We start from the raw sequence: 15,732 nt of genomic DNA, 5'->3' as shown, positions 1-15,732 counted from the left end.
AGGAGGAATATTATGAAAAATAATGTTACTGGAAAGGTAATATCAATAAATATAAGTGATAAAAAAGGTATAATAAAGCAGCCTATAGAGATTGGAGTTTTTGAAGAAGATTTCGGGCTAAAAGAGGATGCTCATGGTGGAAAGTGGCATAGACAAGTAAGTTTATTAGCCCAAGAAAGTATAGATAAAATGACTAATTTAGGAGTGGAAGGATTAGTTCCAGGAAAGTTCGCAGAAAACATAACAACAGAGGGAATTGTACTTTATACACTTCCAGTAGGAACTTTGCTTAAAATTGGAGAAACTATTCAAGAAGTTACTCAAATAGGAAAAGAGTGTCATAGTGGATGTGCTATTAAACAAGCAGTGGGAAAATGTATAATGCCTAAAGAAGGTATTTTCACTAAAGTGATAAAAGGTGGAAAAGTAAAAGCTGGAGACACTATAGAAGTAATAGAATAAAACTTTAGATTTGAATCATATATAGGTTTAGCAAGAGAGAGGTTTAATAAATTTCTTTCTTGTTTTATTATATTTTAAATTATTATTAGTTTATCATAGGAATTATTATTGTATAATTGTAAAGAAACATGATATATTGATGTTTAAAATTAAATATATGATTTGAATAAGGCATTATATTTTTCAAAAGTTAGGGAGGAGTTGAGAAATGGAGAAGAAATTTAAAGTTAAATTCTCCAAATAATATGAATAAAGAAGAAATTTTAAAAGCTAATGCGATTTTAGATGCAAGAGAAGAAAGGGTTAATCTTATTGAAACTCTTATAGAAAATTATAAAAATACTATTGTAGTAGCAAGAGTTAATTATCCAGGGAATAATAAAGAAAATTACATAAGTGATTATATTATAGAAAAAGGGCGAGAGGAACTTATAAAGGTTTTTAATGACAGAATAGAACATATTATAGAAAAAAGTTCAGCTGAAGGTCCTTACATAGTATTAACATTAAAATTAGATGGAAATACAGCGAAAAGAAGAACCATTGAAATAGAAAATACCCATTTATTAGGTAGATTTTTAGATTTAGATGTATATGAAGGTAATATTTCATCTATTAGTAGACAAAGTTTAGGTTTTGATAAAAGAACATGTTATTTATGTGGAAACTATGCACATGAATGTATTAGAAGTAAGAATCATACAGTAGAAGAAGTAGAAGAATTTATAATAAAAGCAGTGAAAAGATATATGGAGAAGTAAAATGAATAAGAATTATGAGATAAAAGAAATATCCTTTAAGTTAGGCGCGTTAGCAAATGAAGCTATGTTAAGTGAAGCTAGTTGTTATCCATCACCAGGATTAGTTTCACCAATTTCAACAGGTTCTCACAATGATATGGATTATTACACATTTATACAAAGTTGTTCTGCATTACATAAATATATGATTTTATTTGCTAATGAAGGATTTAGCGAAAAAAGTCCAAAAGAAATTTTTAAAGCAATAAGAAAAGTAGGAATAGATGCTGAAAGAGCAATGTTTGAAAGTACTGATGGAATCAATACTCATAAAGGTATGATATTTTTATTAGGTGTATCTATAAGTGCTACAGCAAAGGCATTACATGATAATATTTCCTTTGTTGATATAAAAAATATAATTAAAGATATGACAGAAGGCATAGTAGAAAGAGAACTTAAGAATATAGATAAAAATAAAAAACTTACATATGGAGAACAATTGTATGTGGATTATGGAATAGAAGGTATAAGAGGGCAAGTGGAAAAAGGTCTACCATTAGTTTTTGATTATGCATTAGATATTTTAAAAAAAGAAAAAGATTTAACTTTAAATGATAGACTAGTACATGTACTTATTGCTATAATGATATATTTAGATGACTGTAATATAATACATAGACATTCTATAGAAATGTTAGGGATTTCACATAAAAAGGCAGAAGAAATTATAAAGTTAGGTGGAATGAAAACAAAAGAAGGAAAAGAAAAAATAAAAGAATTAGAGGAAGAATTTTTAAAAAATAGAGTTAGTCCTGGAGGATGTGCAGATCTTTTAGCTGTAACTTTATTCTTTTATTTAGTTGAAAAAAACATGTACAAAAATAATTCAATTTTAAAATAATATATTAATTTATTTAGGTTATAGACTAAAAATGTAGAATTTTTAATAATTATATTTTTAGTCTATAACTAATTTATATAGGATACAATCTCCAGCTTAAATTTATATAGAAAGAGGTAAGTTTATGACCACAGTTGATGTTTTAAGTGATATTAACTTAGTCAATAGTGTGCTTGATGGAAATGCAAAAGATTTTGAGGTTATTGTTGAGAAGTATGGAAATATTGTTTTTCAATTTATATATAGTATGTTAAAGGAGCAGCATCTTTCTGAGGATATAACTCAAGAGGTGTTTATAACAGTTTATAATAAATTATACTTATATGATAGTAAATACAAGTTTTCTACATGGATACTTAAAATCGCTAAAAATAAAACTATAGACTATATTAGAAAAAACAAATTAATAAAGGAACAAAGTATAGATTCTGTAAAGGAGTTAGAGTCTGTAAATATATCACCAGAAGAATTTATAGAATATAAAGAAACAAGAGAAATATTACTAGATTATATAAATAATTTAAAAGATATGGATAGACAAATTATTTACTTAAAATACAAATATAAAAAGACTTTTAGTGAAATTGGAAAAGAAATAGATATGCCAGAATCTACAGTAAAAAAAGATTTTATAAAGCAAGAGAAAATTTTAAAAAATATAAAAGTGGAGAAGGAGTTGAGAGATATGAATTGTAATTTAGATAAAGAAAAAATTTCATTGTATATAAGTGGTTTATTAGATGAAAAAGAAGAAATAATAGTAAAAAACCATATCTCAACTTGTGAAAAATGCAAAAAAATATATAAGGAAGAACTATTACTAGAGGAAGAATTTGAAAATATATGTTCTTTAGATGAAATAAATTTAGAAAGAATTAAAAACAATGTAATGGGATCTATAGATAAAAATAAATATACTAAAAAAAGAAAGCATTTTTAAATAAAAATAAGATGTTGGCTTTATCAGCAGCTTGTTTATTAATTGTATTTATTGCATTTAAAAATATTAGTATTAATAGTTTTCAAGATAAAGATTTAAAAACAAAATCAGTTGAGCCAAGCAATTATTCAATTGAAAATAAAAATAAATTTTTTAAGAATATAAAGGTAAAAACATATGACGATGATATAAGATGGTTTTATAATAAAGAAAAAACTAAAGAGTTTGCATTGATTGAAGAATTTCAAGAAAGATACGTTTTATTAATTAGGGACTATAATTCAAGTGATATAAATAAATTGGATTTATTAAAAAATGAGGATAGTAAAGTTATGATTAATGCTCAGTGGTATAATAATGAGGATTTATTAGTAACAACTGGTATAGATAAAAATAATATGATTTTAGGTAAAAAGGTTATTAAATTAAACACCGATAATTTTAATGAAGAAGTTATTTATGAAGCAGATAATGCACTTAAAGAGATAGAAGAGGTAAAAGTTAAAGAAAATCACATAGAGATTACTATAAAAGAGTATTTAGATGAAAAAATGAAAAATTATTTAGAGAAAGTTGAAACTATAAAATTTTAAATTGGGGATTGAGAAATTAGGGCGGTGATTTATATGGAAAAAAGCAAAAGATATTATACCAAAGCTATAAAAAATTATGATATGGGGAATCTGTCAAAGGCCATTGATTACTGTAACAAAAGTTTAAAGGAAGATAGAGGAAATTCTGCTTCATTGAACTTAAAAGGACTTATATATTATTTAAAGGGCGACTTGGAAAGTGGAAGAAATCAATGGAAAATAAATTTTAAAGTAAATAGTGATGAAATATCAAGGAAATATTTAAATGATAGCAGGAATGATAGAGATAGACTTGAAAAATTTAGAGAAGGACAACGACTTTTGAAGGAAATTAAGGTGAAAGAGGCATTAAGCATATTTGAAAGTCTAAAAAATTCACATTTTAATTTTATTAATTTATACAATAATATAGCTCTTTGCTATGTAAGGTTAGGTGAATATGATACTGCTTATTATCATGTTAAACAGGTATTAAATTTTGATAATAGCAATAAGTTTTCTTATGAAATAATTAAATCATTACAAGATATAGGAGCTATAAAACACAAAGATAGATTAAGGCAGAAAAAGATAATAACTATATTGGCTATAGTAGGAATGTTTTTACTTATTACAAGTGGAACATATTACTTTGCATTTAGGAGTAATAGCAATGTGGCATTAATAAATGAAGTGAATAGTAAAAATCAAAAGAAAAAAAGTGAAGAAGATGTTAAAAGTGAAAAAAATGATATAGAAAATAAGAAAGATGAAAAAATAGATGAGAAAATAGTAGAAGACAACAGTAAAGAAAAAGTGGAAGAAAAGAAAGTATTTCCATTTAATGAGTTTAATACAGCATTATCTAATAAAGATTATGAAACAATTATAAAAGATTTAAATGAATTTAAGGTAGATGAACTTAATGTTAATGATAAGACATTATACATAAAAGGAATGGAACTGATTAATTCAGAAGCAGTTGAAATTTATTATAAAAAAGCATTAGAATATATGAGCAAAAAAGATTATAAAAGTAGTATCAATACATTAAATAAAGTGTATAAATATAGTGATGGAATATATTTAAATGAACATATAATTTATATGATGGCTGTAAGTTATGAAAGTCAAAGTGACATAGCCAATGCATTAAAGTGGTATGAAGAATATAATAACAAATATAAAGATGGAAGTTATATAGAAGGAGTAATTTATAAACTAGCTATTTTAAATAAAGATATAGATTTAAATAAGGCTAAGCAATATGCTAGTGATATGTCTGATAATTATTCGGAATCACAATATAATAATTCTAAAATAAAAGAAATAATCAACAAATAACAAAAAAATATATTTTAAGTTAAGTTAAAATATTAAGTTGTTTACAAATTATTATATGGATATATTTTATTTGTTTTATGCTTAAGTTTTACAATATAATGTTGGAGGTATTTTTATGATAGAATTAAAGGAAGAAAATTTTAGTTCAGAAATAATGAATAGTGAAAAACCAATAGTAGTTGATTTTTGGGCAACTTGGTGTGGCCCATGTCAAAGATTAGCTCCAGTTATAAAACAACTTTCACATGAGATGCCAGATGCTGTATTTGCAAAGGTAAATGTAGAGGATAATTCTTCATTGGCAAGACAATTTAAAGTTATGAGTATACCAACTATAAAAATAATAAAAAATGGTGAAGTAGTAGATACATCTATAGGATATAAAGATAAAGAAGATTTAAAAGCAATAATAGAAAAGCATATATAAAGCATAATTAAATAAATAATAGACCAAATATTCTTTTGAATTTTTGGTCTATTATTTATTTTCATATGACTAAAGCAAAGAACCCAACTTAAAATTGGGTTTTTTATATTTTAATAGCAATATACTAATTACATTTCATTATAGTCAAATTCATTAGTGGTCGTAAAAACTTCTGTTGATTTACCATTAAATTTTATAAGGGTTTCTTCATATAAATCAGAATTAACGAATGAAATAGATCCAAAACTAGTTAAAAAGGATAAAATTAAAAATTTTAAAACTAAATTTTTCATTATATAATCACCTCTTTAATATAAGAGTAGTTTTACCTTAATATAAAAAATAATACATAAAACTTTAAATATTATTATTTTCATCTATAAAACATCAGATTTATACTGGAAATAGGAATTTTTAAATTTGTCATAATAACTTTGAAAGCTATTTAAATAATCTTTTGAAGTTGAATAAAGAGAATCAAAAAATTCCTTAGAATATTCTTTGTTATCTGAGTACATTTTTTCCATAGATAATGCATATTTAAAACTTGCTAGATAATTATCATATTCATTAAAAGATGAAATTAATTTCTCATAAGAAATAGTTCCTTTGTTAGGTATAGATAGTTTTTTTAACTCTGAATTAAAACTTTCTAGAGATTTAATTTTATCGTCAACTTTAGATATAGCTAGTTCATAGGTTATTTTATTATTCCTAGCATCCTTAGTAAGAGAATTTAAATCTTCCATAGATTTTTCGAAAGAAGATATTATTGTATCTAAAGATGAAACGAATAGAGCGGCTTGATCATTTTTTATATCCTTTTCTTTATCCTTAACAGTATTTTCAAAACAGTAATTTATAGTACTTTCTATTGCATAAAAAGTATCTTTCAATACATTATTATTACCTAATTCGGAATATATATTATTAGCAGTATTATGATATGTTCTTAGATTTTTTGAAGATACTTCAATATCATTAGCTTTAGAATTTTTTAACATTGAATACATTTGATCATAAATAAGTATATTATTATCTAGTGCATTCATTAAAGATTTTTGTTTTTCGTTAGAAGATGATAAATTATTTTTTAATTTAGATAAGTTAGTTTTTATATTTGATATATTTTTTAGAGCTATATCACAGTCTAACTCACCATTTTTGCAAAAGGAAGTACACTTATTGTTTATAGCTTGTACATCTTCAAGAATATCAGATATGGAATGTGAAGAAGAAGAAGAAGTTGGTAGTGACTTTTCTTTAAATATATTAAAGCTTAAACAAAATAAAGATATTGAACCAACTATGACTAATAAATAAATAAGAAGTTTATTTTTCTTGTCTGATATAATTATGTTCATTTAAAAATCCTCCTGTTACTATAAATAAAATTAAATTTAAAATTTATTTAAGAAAATTGTATTAAAAATTGAGAATTAGGTGCATTTTAAATATAAAGCACTTAAAATTTATTTTATTGCTAATAAACATATATTAATTTGTAACGTAAAATATTCATTAGATAATAATAAAATTTCAGTAGTAATAAAATTTACAATTAATTAATAAAATCATTATAAACAATATTAAATTATAGAAATTTAAAGGGAAAATCTTATTACTAAATTGTTAATAAATTTTAAAAAAATTATAGGGGGATATAATAAGAATTTATAAAAAATAAATTGGATAATGTATTATAAATAAAGGTATTAGTGTATAATTATATGTATATATAAATATTTTTTTGTCAAATAAATATTTAGTTTTTGATTATGTAATACAAGATTATTTCATATAATTTTAATAAAAGAAAAAGGTAAAATAGAGAGGTGAGGCAGCAAATGGAGGGTTTTAATTTATTTATGAATAGCCTAAAAGGATTTAGTATATCTTCGGCTATTGATGTTCTAGTTGTATCCATAATTTTTTATAAAGGGTATATTCTTATAAAAGAAACTAGAGCAGAACAACTTTTAAAAGGTGTGTTACTAATATTTTTATTAATCCCTATTAGTGAATTTTTCAATTTAACTATGTTAAGTTGGATATTGAGTAACACTATAACAATAGGAGTTATTACTATTGTTATTATATTCCAACCAGAAGTAAGAAAGGCATTAGAACATTTAGGAAGAACGTCTTTTGTGGATAAAATAATATATGAAGACGAAGAAGTTATGAATAATGTTGTAAATGAAATAGTTGATGCTGTTGAAGCCCTTGCAAAGGATAAAACCGGAGCACTTATTTTAATTGAACAAAAAACAGGTCTTGGAGACATAATAAAAACAGGAACAAAAATAGATGCTGTTGTATCCTCTGCATTACTACAAAATATATTTGTGGTAAATACACCATTACATGATGGTGCAACAGTAATAAAAAATGACAGAATAGAAGCAGCAGGATGTTTTTTGCCACTTACTAGTAATGATAAGCTTAATAAGCAATTAGGAACTAGACATAGAGCTGGTATAGGTGTTACAGAACTAACAGATTGTTTAACTATAATAGTATCAGAGGAAACAGGTGTTATTTCTTTAGCGGTTAATGGAAGGCTACTTAGACATTATGATGGAGAAAAGTTAAAAACTATTCTCGTTAAAATTATGAAAAGTAGGAATAAGAATAAGGAAACATTTAAAGAGAGGGTTAAAAGATGGATAAAGCGAAAAGACAAGACGTTTTAATTAGAGTTTGTTGTGTAATTGCCTCCTTTGTACTATGGTTATATATAAGAAATATACAAAATCCATTAACTAATCATGTAATAAGATATGTACCAGTAGAAATGACTAATATAGAAGTGCTTGAGGAAAACAAATTAGTACTTTTGCCAAATCAAGAATTTAATATCAGTCTAACTGTGAAGGGTGCGGCTACATCTGTATATCAAATAAATAAAACAAAAGATTTTAAAATAGTTGCAGATTTGAGTAAGTATGCTTTGAAAGCTGGAGAAAATACAATTCCAGTTGAAATAAAAGAAGCTCCAAACAATATAAGTATTGTAAACAGTGAAAATCTTTGGATTAAGATTCAAATAGATAATTTAGAAGAAAAAGAATTACCGATAACACCTAATATATTAGGTGATTTGCCAGCAGGTATACATGCTGGAGAAGCTACAGTAGAACCTAAAACTGTTAATGTTTATGGTGCAAAACAATTTGTTGATAAAGTTACAGGTGTTGTTGCTAATGTAGATGCAGCATCTATAGAAAGTGATGTAAATAAGTCAGCAGAATTATATGCTGTGGATGCAAATGGAAATGTGGTAAAAGAAGTTACACTTTCAGAAACTAATGCAAATGTAAAAATACCCATAAGTAAAGGTAAGATAGTACCAGTAGAAGCAAAGGTTACTGGTGCTGTAAATAATGGGTCATTGCAAAGTGTAGAAGTAGAACCTAAAAATGTTGAAATATCTGGAGATGGTAATCAACTTGCAGATGTAGGGGTGATTTATACATCTCCAATAGATTTAAGTCAAATATCTGAAAGTACAACATTACAAGTAAAATTACAGATTCCTGATAATTTAAAACTATCAACAGATACAGTAAATGTTAAAATCAATGTTGTAGTAAATAAAACATTACAAAAGAATGTTAATGTACCTATAAATTATACAAATCCACCAGAAAAATCTACAATAACATTAGGACAAGATACAGTGCAATTAGTTTTATCTGGAAGTGAAGCAGATATAAATAGTTTAGATGCAAGTAAAATAAGTGCAAATATAGATTTGTCTGGACTTGCAGAAGGAGAACACACTTTGCCTATAAATATATTAGGTATACCTGATAATTTAAGAAAGGTATCTCAAAGTTTAGAGAGTGTAAAAGTAACTATAAAGAAAAATTCGGAGGAAGACAAAGAAAATGTGGATAAAGGTGAATAATTTATCTTTAAGTATAGAAGAAGATATAAATACGTTAAAAACAAAAGCAGCTAAAAAACTAAAATTAAGTGAAAAAGATATAAGGGATTTTAGAATATGTAAAGAATCTATTGATGCTAGAAAAAAAGACAATATAAAATTTAATTATGCAGTAGAGATTACTTGTGATAATTTAGAAAAAGTAGCAAAAAAGGCTAATGATAAGGATGTAACAATAGAAAATGTTAAATATAATGCTGAAATAGAATTTGGGTCAGAAAAATTAAATACTAGACCAATTATTGTAGGTATGGGGCCAGCAGGACTTTTTGCTGGTCTTATTATGGCTCAAAAAGGATACAAGCCAATTATAATAGAACGTGGAGAAGACGTTGATGCTAGAACATTAGCTGTTAATAATTTTTGGAAAAACGGAAAGATTAATGTTCAGTCTAATGTTCAATTTGGAGAAGGGGGAGCAGGCACTTTCTCTGATGGAAAACTAACTACTAGAACAAAAGATTATAGGGGTGCATATGTTTTAGAGGAACTTGTTAAAGCTGGAGCTCCAGAGGAAATCTTATATATGGCTAAACCTCATATAGGAACAGATATTTTAAAAAATGTAGTAAAAACAATACGTAAAGAGATAATAAAGTTAGGTGGAGAAGTTAGATTTAAATCTAAACTTGAGGATATTATTATTAAAGATAATAATGTTAAAGAAATAATTGTAAATGGTGAAAAGATACCTTGTGAAGTATTAATTTTAGCAATAGGACATAGTGCAAGAGATACATATGAAATGTTATTTAAAAGAGGAATTTTTATGATGTCTAAGCCTTTTGCGATAGGATTTAGAGTTGAGCATCCTCAAGATTTAATAAATGAAAATCAATATGGAAAATATAAAAATCATCCAAGATTAAAAGCTGCAGAGTATAAATTAACAAATACATCTAAATCAACAGGCAGGGGAGTATATAGTTTTTGTATGTGTCCAGGTGGTCATGTAGTTGCAGCAGCATCAGAAGAAAATACAGTTGTAGTAAATGGTATGAGCAACTATAAAAGAGATAATGTGAATGCCAATTCAGCTATAGTTGTTTCTGTTGGACCAGATGATTTTGGAAGTGATTCTCCTATTGCTGGAATAGAATTTCAAAGAAAATATGAAAGATTAGCCTATGAAGTAGGTGGTAAAAACTATAATGCCCCTGTACAGCTAGTTGAAGACTTTTTAAATGATAGAAAATCCACTAAATTAAAAGGAGTAACTCCAACGTATGCTCCAGGAGTAGAATTTAGCGAACTTAAAAACTGTATACCTAAATATGTTGTAGATTCAATAAAAGAATCTATGCCAGTATTTAATAGAAGAATACGTGGATTTGCAGAAGGTGGAGCTATATTCACTGGAGTAGAAACTAGAACTTCATCACCAGTTAGAATAAGTAGAAATGAAGAAGATGTTAGTATATCAACAAAAGGTTTATACCCTGCAGGAGAAGGTGCAGGATATGCAGGTGGAATTATATCTGCAGCAATAGATGGGCTGAAAGTTGCAGAAAATGTAATTAAAAAATATAATATACCTAATTATTAGATTATTTTTATTGATATTTATGTAACTAATTTGTTAAAATATTATTAGGGGAAAATTAAACAAGGCAAAAAAGTGTATTATAATCCAACTAGATACGTATTCTAGTTGGATTTAGATATATAAAATTGCATTAAAATTTAAATATATAAATATAAAAGTTTAATATATGATAAAAAAATGCAATTAAGATTCAGAAATTTTTATATAATTAAATTAATTTTAATATTTAGATTAGTTTGTTTTAATATTAACATACTAAATTAAATTAATGTAAAAATTTCAAATAAATTGGGGGTATTAATTATGGCAAAAAAATCTTATGTTTTAGTTATCAATCCAGGTTCTACATCAACAAAATTAGCTATATTTAAAGAAAATGATTGCATAGTATCAACGAGTTTAAGTCATGATATTAAGGAAATTAACAAATTTGAAACAATATATGCCCAAAAGGACATGAGAGTAAAGGTTATACTTCAATGGTTAGATGAAAAAGGGGTAAAGTTAAACGAATTAGCAGCTGTTGTTGGAAGGGGTGGCCTTCTAAGATCAATGCCAGGTGGAACATATGAAGTTTCGGCAAAAATGATTGAAGATTTAAAAATAGGAATACAAGGACAACATGCATCTAATTTAGGTGGAATAATATCAAATGAAATAGCAAAAAAAGTAAATATAAAAGCTTATATAGTAGATCCAGTTGCAGTAGATGAAATATGTGATGAGGCTAGAATATCAGGTATGCCAGAAATACCAAGACGCTCTTTAGTACATGCTTTAAACATGAAAGCAGTTGCGAGAAGAGTTTGTGCTGATAAAGGTTTAGATTTTTATAAGTCAAACTTTGTTATTGCTCATTTAGGTGGAGGAATATCTATTTCACCATTTAAAGATGGAAAATTACTTGATTGTAATAATGCTAATCATGAAGGTCCATTTTCACCAGAAAGAAGTGGATCATTACCAGTGCGTGACACTGTAGAAATGGCCTTTAGTGGTAAATACACTCATAAAGAATTAGCAAAACTAATAAGTGGACAAGGTGGGCTTGTTGCGTATCTTGGAACTAATGATGGAAGAATTGTAGATTCAATGATAGACAAAGGGGATAAAAAAGCGGAACTTATTTTAAAAGCTATGGCATATCAAATAGCAAAGGAAATAGGTGCAATGTCAACTGTGATTAAAGGAAAAGTGGATAATATAATAATTACAGGTGGACTAGCTCATAATAAAAGACTTATGGATTGGATTAAAGAGCAAGTTGAATTTATAGCAGACATAGTTTTAGTACCAGGGGAAGATGAAATGCTTGCACTTGCACAAGGAGCATTAAGAATTTTAAATGGTGAAGAAAAGAGCAAAATATATGAACAAGAGATTTTGACTTTAAAATAATATAAATTTGTAATATTGATAAATAAAATGGTATAAATCACAAATTTAAAATTTTTATAGTTTTATTTATCTTTATATATATAAAATCATGGGGAGGATAAATAAATGGCAAATTCATTTAAACAAATTATTGAAAAAGTTAAAGCACAACCGATGAAAAAGGTAGCAGTAGCTGTGGCTCAAGATGAGCCAGTTTTAGAGGCTATAAGGGATGCTAAAAATAATAAAATAGCAGACGCAGTTTTGGTGGGAGACAAAGAAAAAATAATTTCAATTGGTGAAAAAATTGGAATGGACATGAATGAATTTGAAATAGTAGATGAAAAAAATGCAAAAAAAGCAGCATTAAAAGCAGTTGAGCTAGTTTCAAGTGGAAAAGCTGACATGATGATGAAAGGATTAATTGATACAGCATCATTTTTAAGAGCTGTATTAAACAAGGAAGTGGGATTAAGAGCAGGAAAACAAATGTCTCATATAGCTGTTTTTGAAATACCTGGATATGACAGGATGATATTCTTAACAGATGCAGCATTTAATATGTATCCTGAACTAAAAGAAAAAGTAGACATTATAAATAATGCAGTTAAGGTTGCAAAAGCAATTGGTATAGAAACACCAAAAGTAGCACCAATATGTGCAGTAGAAGTTGTAAATGAGGCAATGCCAGCAACTTTAGATGCAGCAGCTTTAACAGCTATGAACAATAGGGGACAAATTAAAGGTTGTATAGTTGATGGACCATTAGCGTTAGATAATGCTTTATCAGAAGAAGCAGCAAAACATAAAGGTGTTTCAGGACCAGTTGCAGGTCATGCGGATATACTTTTAATGGCAAATATAGAAGCAGGTAATGCAATGTACAAATGTTTAACATACACAACTGAATCTAAAAATGGAGGATTATTAGCAGGGGCAGCTGCACCGGTTATAGTTACTTCAAGAGCAGATTCACCAGAGACAAAAATGAATTCAATAGCACTAGCAGCGTTAGTTGCTCATAATAAATAGGGTTTAATCACGTTACAATTTTAGGAGGGAAAAAAGTTATGGCATTTAAGTTACTTATAATTAATCCAGGTTCAACTTCAACAAAAATAGGGGTTTATGAAGATACAAAACCTGTATTAGTAGAGACATTAAGACACACTTCAGAGGAAATAGGAAAATATAAAAATATATATGATCAGTTTAATTTTAGAAAAGAAGTTATTCTTAATGTATTAAAAGAAAAGAAATTTGATATTAAAGAATTAAACGCAGTAGTTGGTAGAGGTGGACTTTTAAAACCAATAGAAGGTGGAACTTATGAAATAAATGATTCCATGATAGAAGATTTAAAAGTTGGAGTTCAAGGACAACACGCATCTAACTTAGGTGGAATTATTGCGCGTGAAATTGCAAATGACTTAAACATAAGATCATTCATAATTGATCCAGTTGTTGTTGATGAATTATCTGATGTTGCAAGAATATCAGGAATCCCAGAAATAGAAAGAAAAAGTATATTTCATGCACTAAATCAAAAGGCAGTAGCAAGAAGATTTGCTAAAGAAACTGGCAAAAACTATGAAGATCTAAATTTAATAATAGCACATATGGGTGGTGGAGTTTCTGTTGGAGCACACAACCATGGAAGAGTTATCGATGTAAATAATGCATTACATGGCGATGGACCATTTTCACCAGAAAGAAGTGGTGGAGTACCAATAGGAGATTTAGTAAACATGTGTTTTAGTGGTAAATACACTAAAGATGAAATAAATAAGAAAATAACAGGTAAAGGTGGAATAGTAGCATATTTAAATACTAATGATGCTAAAAAAGTAGATGATGATGCTGCTGCTGGAGATGAAAAATCTAAATTAATATTTAATGCTATGGGATATCAAACAGCTAAAGAAATAGGCGTATGTGCTGCAGTATTAAAAGGAAAAGTTGATGCTATTATACTTACAGGTGGTATAGCTTATTCAAAAGCTATGGTAAGTTATATTAAAGAGAGAGTAGAATTTATTTCTCAAGTAGTTGTTTACCCAGGAGAAGATGAATTATTAGCATTAGCAGAAGGTGGACTAAGAGTATTAAATGGCGAAGAAACAGCTAAGGAATATAAATAAGCTAAATAATTTTTAGATAGTTAGTATCTAAAGAGAAAAGGTGATAATATGAGTAGAATTAGGGTTTTTACAGGTCATTTTGGTAGTGGAAAAACTGAGATAGCAATAAATTATGCAATTGATTTAGCTAAAAAGGGTAAAAAAGTTGCTATAGTTGATTTAGATATTGTAAATCCTTATTTCTGTGTAAGAGACTTAAAAAAGGATTTAGAAGAAAATTATAACATAAGAGTAATATCATCTAATCCTGAGTATGTAAATGCTGAGTTAATGGTTGTTCCAGCTGAAGTCATGGCTGTTTTTAATGATAAGAGTTATGAGGTTGTTTTTGATGTTGGTGGAGATGATGCAGGAGCTGTAGGGCTTGGCCAATATAATAAATTTTTCAAAGAAGAACCTTATGATATGTACTTTGTCATAAATAATAACAGACCACTTACATGTGATGATAAAGGTGTTAAAGAATATATAGATTCTATACAAAAAGCATCAAGATTAAATATTACACATTTAGTGTCTAATACAAACTTATCTTATGAAACAACTAAAGAGCATATTTTAAAGGGTGATAAGTATGTTGCAAATTTATCAAAGGAAATTAACATACCACATCAATATACAGTTTGCACAGCTGATATGGCTGATGAAGTGAAAAATAGCGTTAGTGCTGAATTATTTCCTATAAAGATATACATGCTACCACCTTGGAGAAAATAAAAGAAAAGTAAAGTAAAATCATATTTCCTATAATATTTAATTTATTATAGGAAATATGATTAATTTTTTATATAAGTAATTATATAAAGTTTCCATGCATAAGGTTAATATAGACCTAGTCAACTAAAATATTATTAGTATTTCTAGGGTGCTTAGAGTAAAAATATAATGAAAGTTCTAAATACAAAAAAATTATAAAATAGAATTTAACGAATTGTTAGAATATTATTAATAAACTGAATTGACAACGTATTCAAAATAGAGTTACAATAAAAGTACAAGCATGATTTGGGATTAAGTGTTATTTGAAGAGTTAAAAATATGGGTAGCTTAGATATATAAAATTATCTTTATATATATTTTATATTGAAGTTGCAACATTATAAGGAGGGAAAGTTATGGCAAAGGTTAGCTTCAGAGAAGAAAGATGCAAAGGTTGTGGAAATTGCATCGTTGTATGTCCTAAAAATATAATAAGTTTTTCTCAAGGGTTAAATGTAAAAGGATATCATCCAGCAACAGTAATAGAAGAAAAACAAGCTGAATGCATAGGGTGTGCATCATGTGCAAAAATGTGTCCAGATCTTGTAATTACAGTTGAAAAATAAGG

Annotated in this window: 17 protein-coding genes; 15 read left to right on the top strand and 2 right to left on the bottom strand. The window is 27.0% G+C overall.

Annotation, left to right across the window (positions count from 1 at the left end; genetic code table 11):
* Window positions 1-12 precede the first annotated feature (12 nt).
* The 7 genes from CSGHG_RS11105 to trxA all read left to right on the top strand — a co-directional run bounded on the left by CSGHG_RS11105 (window position 13) and on the right by trxA (window position 5,389).
* A complete protein-coding gene (locus CSGHG_RS11105) occupies window positions 13-462 on the top strand; it encodes an MOSC domain-containing protein (RefSeq protein WP_010295087.1) in 450 nt (149 codons plus the stop codon).
* Between the two features lie 245 nt (window positions 463-707).
* Window positions 708-1,223 (top strand): citrate lyase holo-[acyl-carrier protein] synthase, encoded by a 516-nt coding sequence (gene citX, locus CSGHG_RS11100; RefSeq protein WP_010295084.1) that lies wholly within the window; start codon window positions 708-710, stop codon window positions 1,221-1,223.
* A gap of 1 nt (window position 1,224) precedes the next feature.
* Window positions 1,225-2,106: a triphosphoribosyl-dephospho-CoA synthase CitG gene (gene citG / locus CSGHG_RS11095; RefSeq protein ID WP_010295082.1), complete on the top strand. Its 882-nt coding sequence runs from the start codon at window positions 1,225-1,227 to the stop codon at window positions 2,104-2,106.
* A 124-nt stretch (window positions 2,107-2,230) separates the two neighbouring features.
* Window positions 2,231-3,046 (top strand): sigma-70 family RNA polymerase sigma factor, encoded by an 816-nt coding sequence (locus CSGHG_RS21985; protein ID WP_010295081.1) that lies wholly within the window; start codon window positions 2,231-2,233, stop codon window positions 3,044-3,046.
* Window positions 3,047-3,057: 11 nt separating this feature from the next.
* Complete coding sequence (locus CSGHG_RS11085; RefSeq protein ID WP_010295079.1) at window positions 3,058-3,639, top strand: hypothetical protein; 582 nt, start codon at window positions 3,058-3,060, stop codon at window positions 3,637-3,639.
* 33 nt (window positions 3,640-3,672) lie between these two features.
* A complete protein-coding gene (locus CSGHG_RS11080; protein WP_010295077.1) occupies window positions 3,673-4,962 on the top strand; it encodes a tol-pal system YbgF family protein in 1,290 nt (429 codons plus the stop codon).
* 115 nt (window positions 4,963-5,077) lie between these two features.
* The gene (gene trxA, locus CSGHG_RS11075; protein ID WP_010295073.1) at window positions 5,078-5,389 is read left to right on the top strand and encodes a thioredoxin; all 312 of its coding nucleotides are present in this window, start codon (window positions 5,078-5,080) and stop codon (window positions 5,387-5,389) included.
* 128 nt (window positions 5,390-5,517) lie between these two features.
* Here trxA and CSGHG_RS23245 read toward each other — a convergent pair whose 3' ends face one another.
* Together CSGHG_RS23245 and CSGHG_RS11065 are read right to left on the bottom strand one after the other, a co-directional pair.
* The gene (locus tag CSGHG_RS23245; RefSeq protein WP_155844759.1) at window positions 5,518-5,682 is read right to left on the bottom strand and encodes a hypothetical protein; all 165 of its coding nucleotides are present in this window, start codon (window positions 5,680-5,682) and stop codon (window positions 5,518-5,520) included.
* An 84-nt stretch (window positions 5,683-5,766) separates the two neighbouring features.
* Window positions 5,767-6,753: a hypothetical protein gene (locus tag CSGHG_RS11065; RefSeq protein ID WP_026022323.1), complete on the bottom strand. Its 987-nt coding sequence runs from the start codon at window positions 6,751-6,753 to the stop codon at window positions 5,767-5,769.
* A 483-nt stretch (window positions 6,754-7,236) separates the two neighbouring features.
* Between CSGHG_RS11065 and cdaA the strand changes: the two genes are divergently transcribed.
* The 8 genes from cdaA (at window position 7,237) to CSGHG_RS11025 (ending at window position 15,730) form a co-directional block, all read left to right on the top strand.
* Complete coding sequence (gene cdaA, locus CSGHG_RS11060) at window positions 7,237-8,085, top strand: diadenylate cyclase CdaA (protein ID WP_010295070.1); 849 nt, start codon at window positions 7,237-7,239, stop codon at window positions 8,083-8,085.
* Window positions 8,055-9,302 (top strand): CdaR family protein, encoded by a 1,248-nt coding sequence (locus tag CSGHG_RS11055; protein ID WP_010295069.1) that lies wholly within the window; start codon window positions 8,055-8,057, stop codon window positions 9,300-9,302. The genes cdaA and CSGHG_RS11055 overlap by 31 nt, the downstream gene beginning before the upstream one ends.
* Complete coding sequence (locus CSGHG_RS11050) at window positions 9,283-10,887, top strand: NAD(P)/FAD-dependent oxidoreductase (protein WP_010295067.1); 1,605 nt, start codon at window positions 9,283-9,285, stop codon at window positions 10,885-10,887. Before CSGHG_RS11055 ends, CSGHG_RS11050 begins: the two co-directional genes overlap by 20 nt.
* Window positions 10,888-11,190: 303 nt before the next feature.
* Window positions 11,191-12,285 (top strand): butyrate kinase, encoded by a 1,095-nt coding sequence (buk, locus tag CSGHG_RS11045; RefSeq protein WP_010295065.1) that lies wholly within the window; start codon window positions 11,191-11,193, stop codon window positions 12,283-12,285.
* A 105-nt stretch (window positions 12,286-12,390) separates the two neighbouring features.
* Window positions 12,391-13,296 (top strand): phosphate butyryltransferase, encoded by a 906-nt coding sequence (gene ptb / locus CSGHG_RS11040; RefSeq protein WP_010295062.1) that lies wholly within the window; start codon window positions 12,391-12,393, stop codon window positions 13,294-13,296.
* Between the two features lie 38 nt (window positions 13,297-13,334).
* Window positions 13,335-14,405: a butyrate kinase gene (gene buk, locus CSGHG_RS11035; protein ID WP_010295059.1), complete on the top strand. Its 1,071-nt coding sequence runs from the start codon at window positions 13,335-13,337 to the stop codon at window positions 14,403-14,405.
* A 48-nt stretch (window positions 14,406-14,453) separates the two neighbouring features.
* Window positions 14,454-15,122: a nucleotide-binding protein gene (locus tag CSGHG_RS11030; RefSeq protein ID WP_010295056.1), complete on the top strand. Its 669-nt coding sequence runs from the start codon at window positions 14,454-14,456 to the stop codon at window positions 15,120-15,122.
* A 398-nt stretch (window positions 15,123-15,520) separates the two neighbouring features.
* Complete coding sequence (locus tag CSGHG_RS11025; RefSeq protein WP_010295052.1) at window positions 15,521-15,730, top strand: 4Fe-4S binding protein; 210 nt, start codon at window positions 15,521-15,523, stop codon at window positions 15,728-15,730.
* Window positions 15,731-15,732: the final 2 nt, after the last annotated feature.

This window comes from Clostridium senegalense JC122 (assembly GCF_000285575.1).
Taxonomy (GTDB): Bacteria; Bacillota; Clostridia; order Clostridiales; family Clostridiaceae; genus Clostridium_J; species Clostridium_J senegalense.
Note: the sequence above shows the minus strand (reverse complement) of the source record. Positions and strands in the feature narration are given on the sequence as shown.

Excerpts from the sequence above, each read along its gene's own strand:
- cdaA (WP_010295070.1), top strand. The coding sequence starts at position 7,237 with ATGGAGGGTTTTAATTTATTTATGAATAGCCTAAAAGGATTTAGTATA.
- CSGHG_RS11025 (WP_010295052.1), top strand. The coding sequence starts at position 15,521 with ATGGCAAAGGTTAGCTTCAGAGAAGAAAGATGCAAAGGTTGTGGAAAT.
- CSGHG_RS11055 (WP_010295069.1), top strand. The coding sequence starts at position 8,055 with ATGGATAAAGCGAAAAGACAAGACGTTTTAATTAGAGTTTGTTGTGTA.
- CSGHG_RS11080 (WP_010295077.1), top strand. The coding sequence starts at position 3,673 with ATGGAAAAAAGCAAAAGATATTATACCAAAGCTATAAAAAATTATGAT.
- citX (WP_010295084.1), top strand. The coding sequence starts at position 708 with ATGAATAAAGAAGAAATTTTAAAAGCTAATGCGATTTTAGATGCAAGA.
- ptb (WP_010295062.1), top strand. The coding sequence starts at position 12,391 with ATGGCAAATTCATTTAAACAAATTATTGAAAAAGTTAAAGCACAACCG.
- CSGHG_RS23245 (WP_155844759.1), bottom strand. The coding sequence starts at position 5,682 with ATGAAAAATTTAGTTTTAAAATTTTTAATTTTATCCTTTTTAACTAGT.
- CSGHG_RS11085 (WP_010295079.1), top strand. The coding sequence starts at position 3,058 with ATGTTGGCTTTATCAGCAGCTTGTTTATTAATTGTATTTATTGCATTT.
- trxA (WP_010295073.1), top strand. The coding sequence starts at position 5,078 with ATGATAGAATTAAAGGAAGAAAATTTTAGTTCAGAAATAATGAATAGT.
- CSGHG_RS11030 (WP_010295056.1), top strand. The coding sequence starts at position 14,454 with ATGAGTAGAATTAGGGTTTTTACAGGTCATTTTGGTAGTGGAAAAACT.
- citG (WP_010295082.1), top strand. The coding sequence starts at position 1,225 with ATGAATAAGAATTATGAGATAAAAGAAATATCCTTTAAGTTAGGCGCG.
- buk (WP_010295059.1), top strand. The coding sequence starts at position 13,335 with ATGGCATTTAAGTTACTTATAATTAATCCAGGTTCAACTTCAACAAAA.
- CSGHG_RS11105 (WP_010295087.1), top strand. The coding sequence starts at position 13 with ATGAAAAATAATGTTACTGGAAAGGTAATATCAATAAATATAAGTGAT.
- buk (WP_010295065.1), top strand. The coding sequence starts at position 11,191 with ATGGCAAAAAAATCTTATGTTTTAGTTATCAATCCAGGTTCTACATCA.
- CSGHG_RS11050 (WP_010295067.1), top strand. The coding sequence starts at position 9,283 with ATGTGGATAAAGGTGAATAATTTATCTTTAAGTATAGAAGAAGATATA.
- CSGHG_RS21985 (WP_010295081.1), top strand. The coding sequence starts at position 2,231 with ATGACCACAGTTGATGTTTTAAGTGATATTAACTTAGTCAATAGTGTG.
- CSGHG_RS11065 (WP_026022323.1), bottom strand. The coding sequence starts at position 6,753 with ATGAACATAATTATATCAGACAAGAAAAATAAACTTCTTATTTATTTA.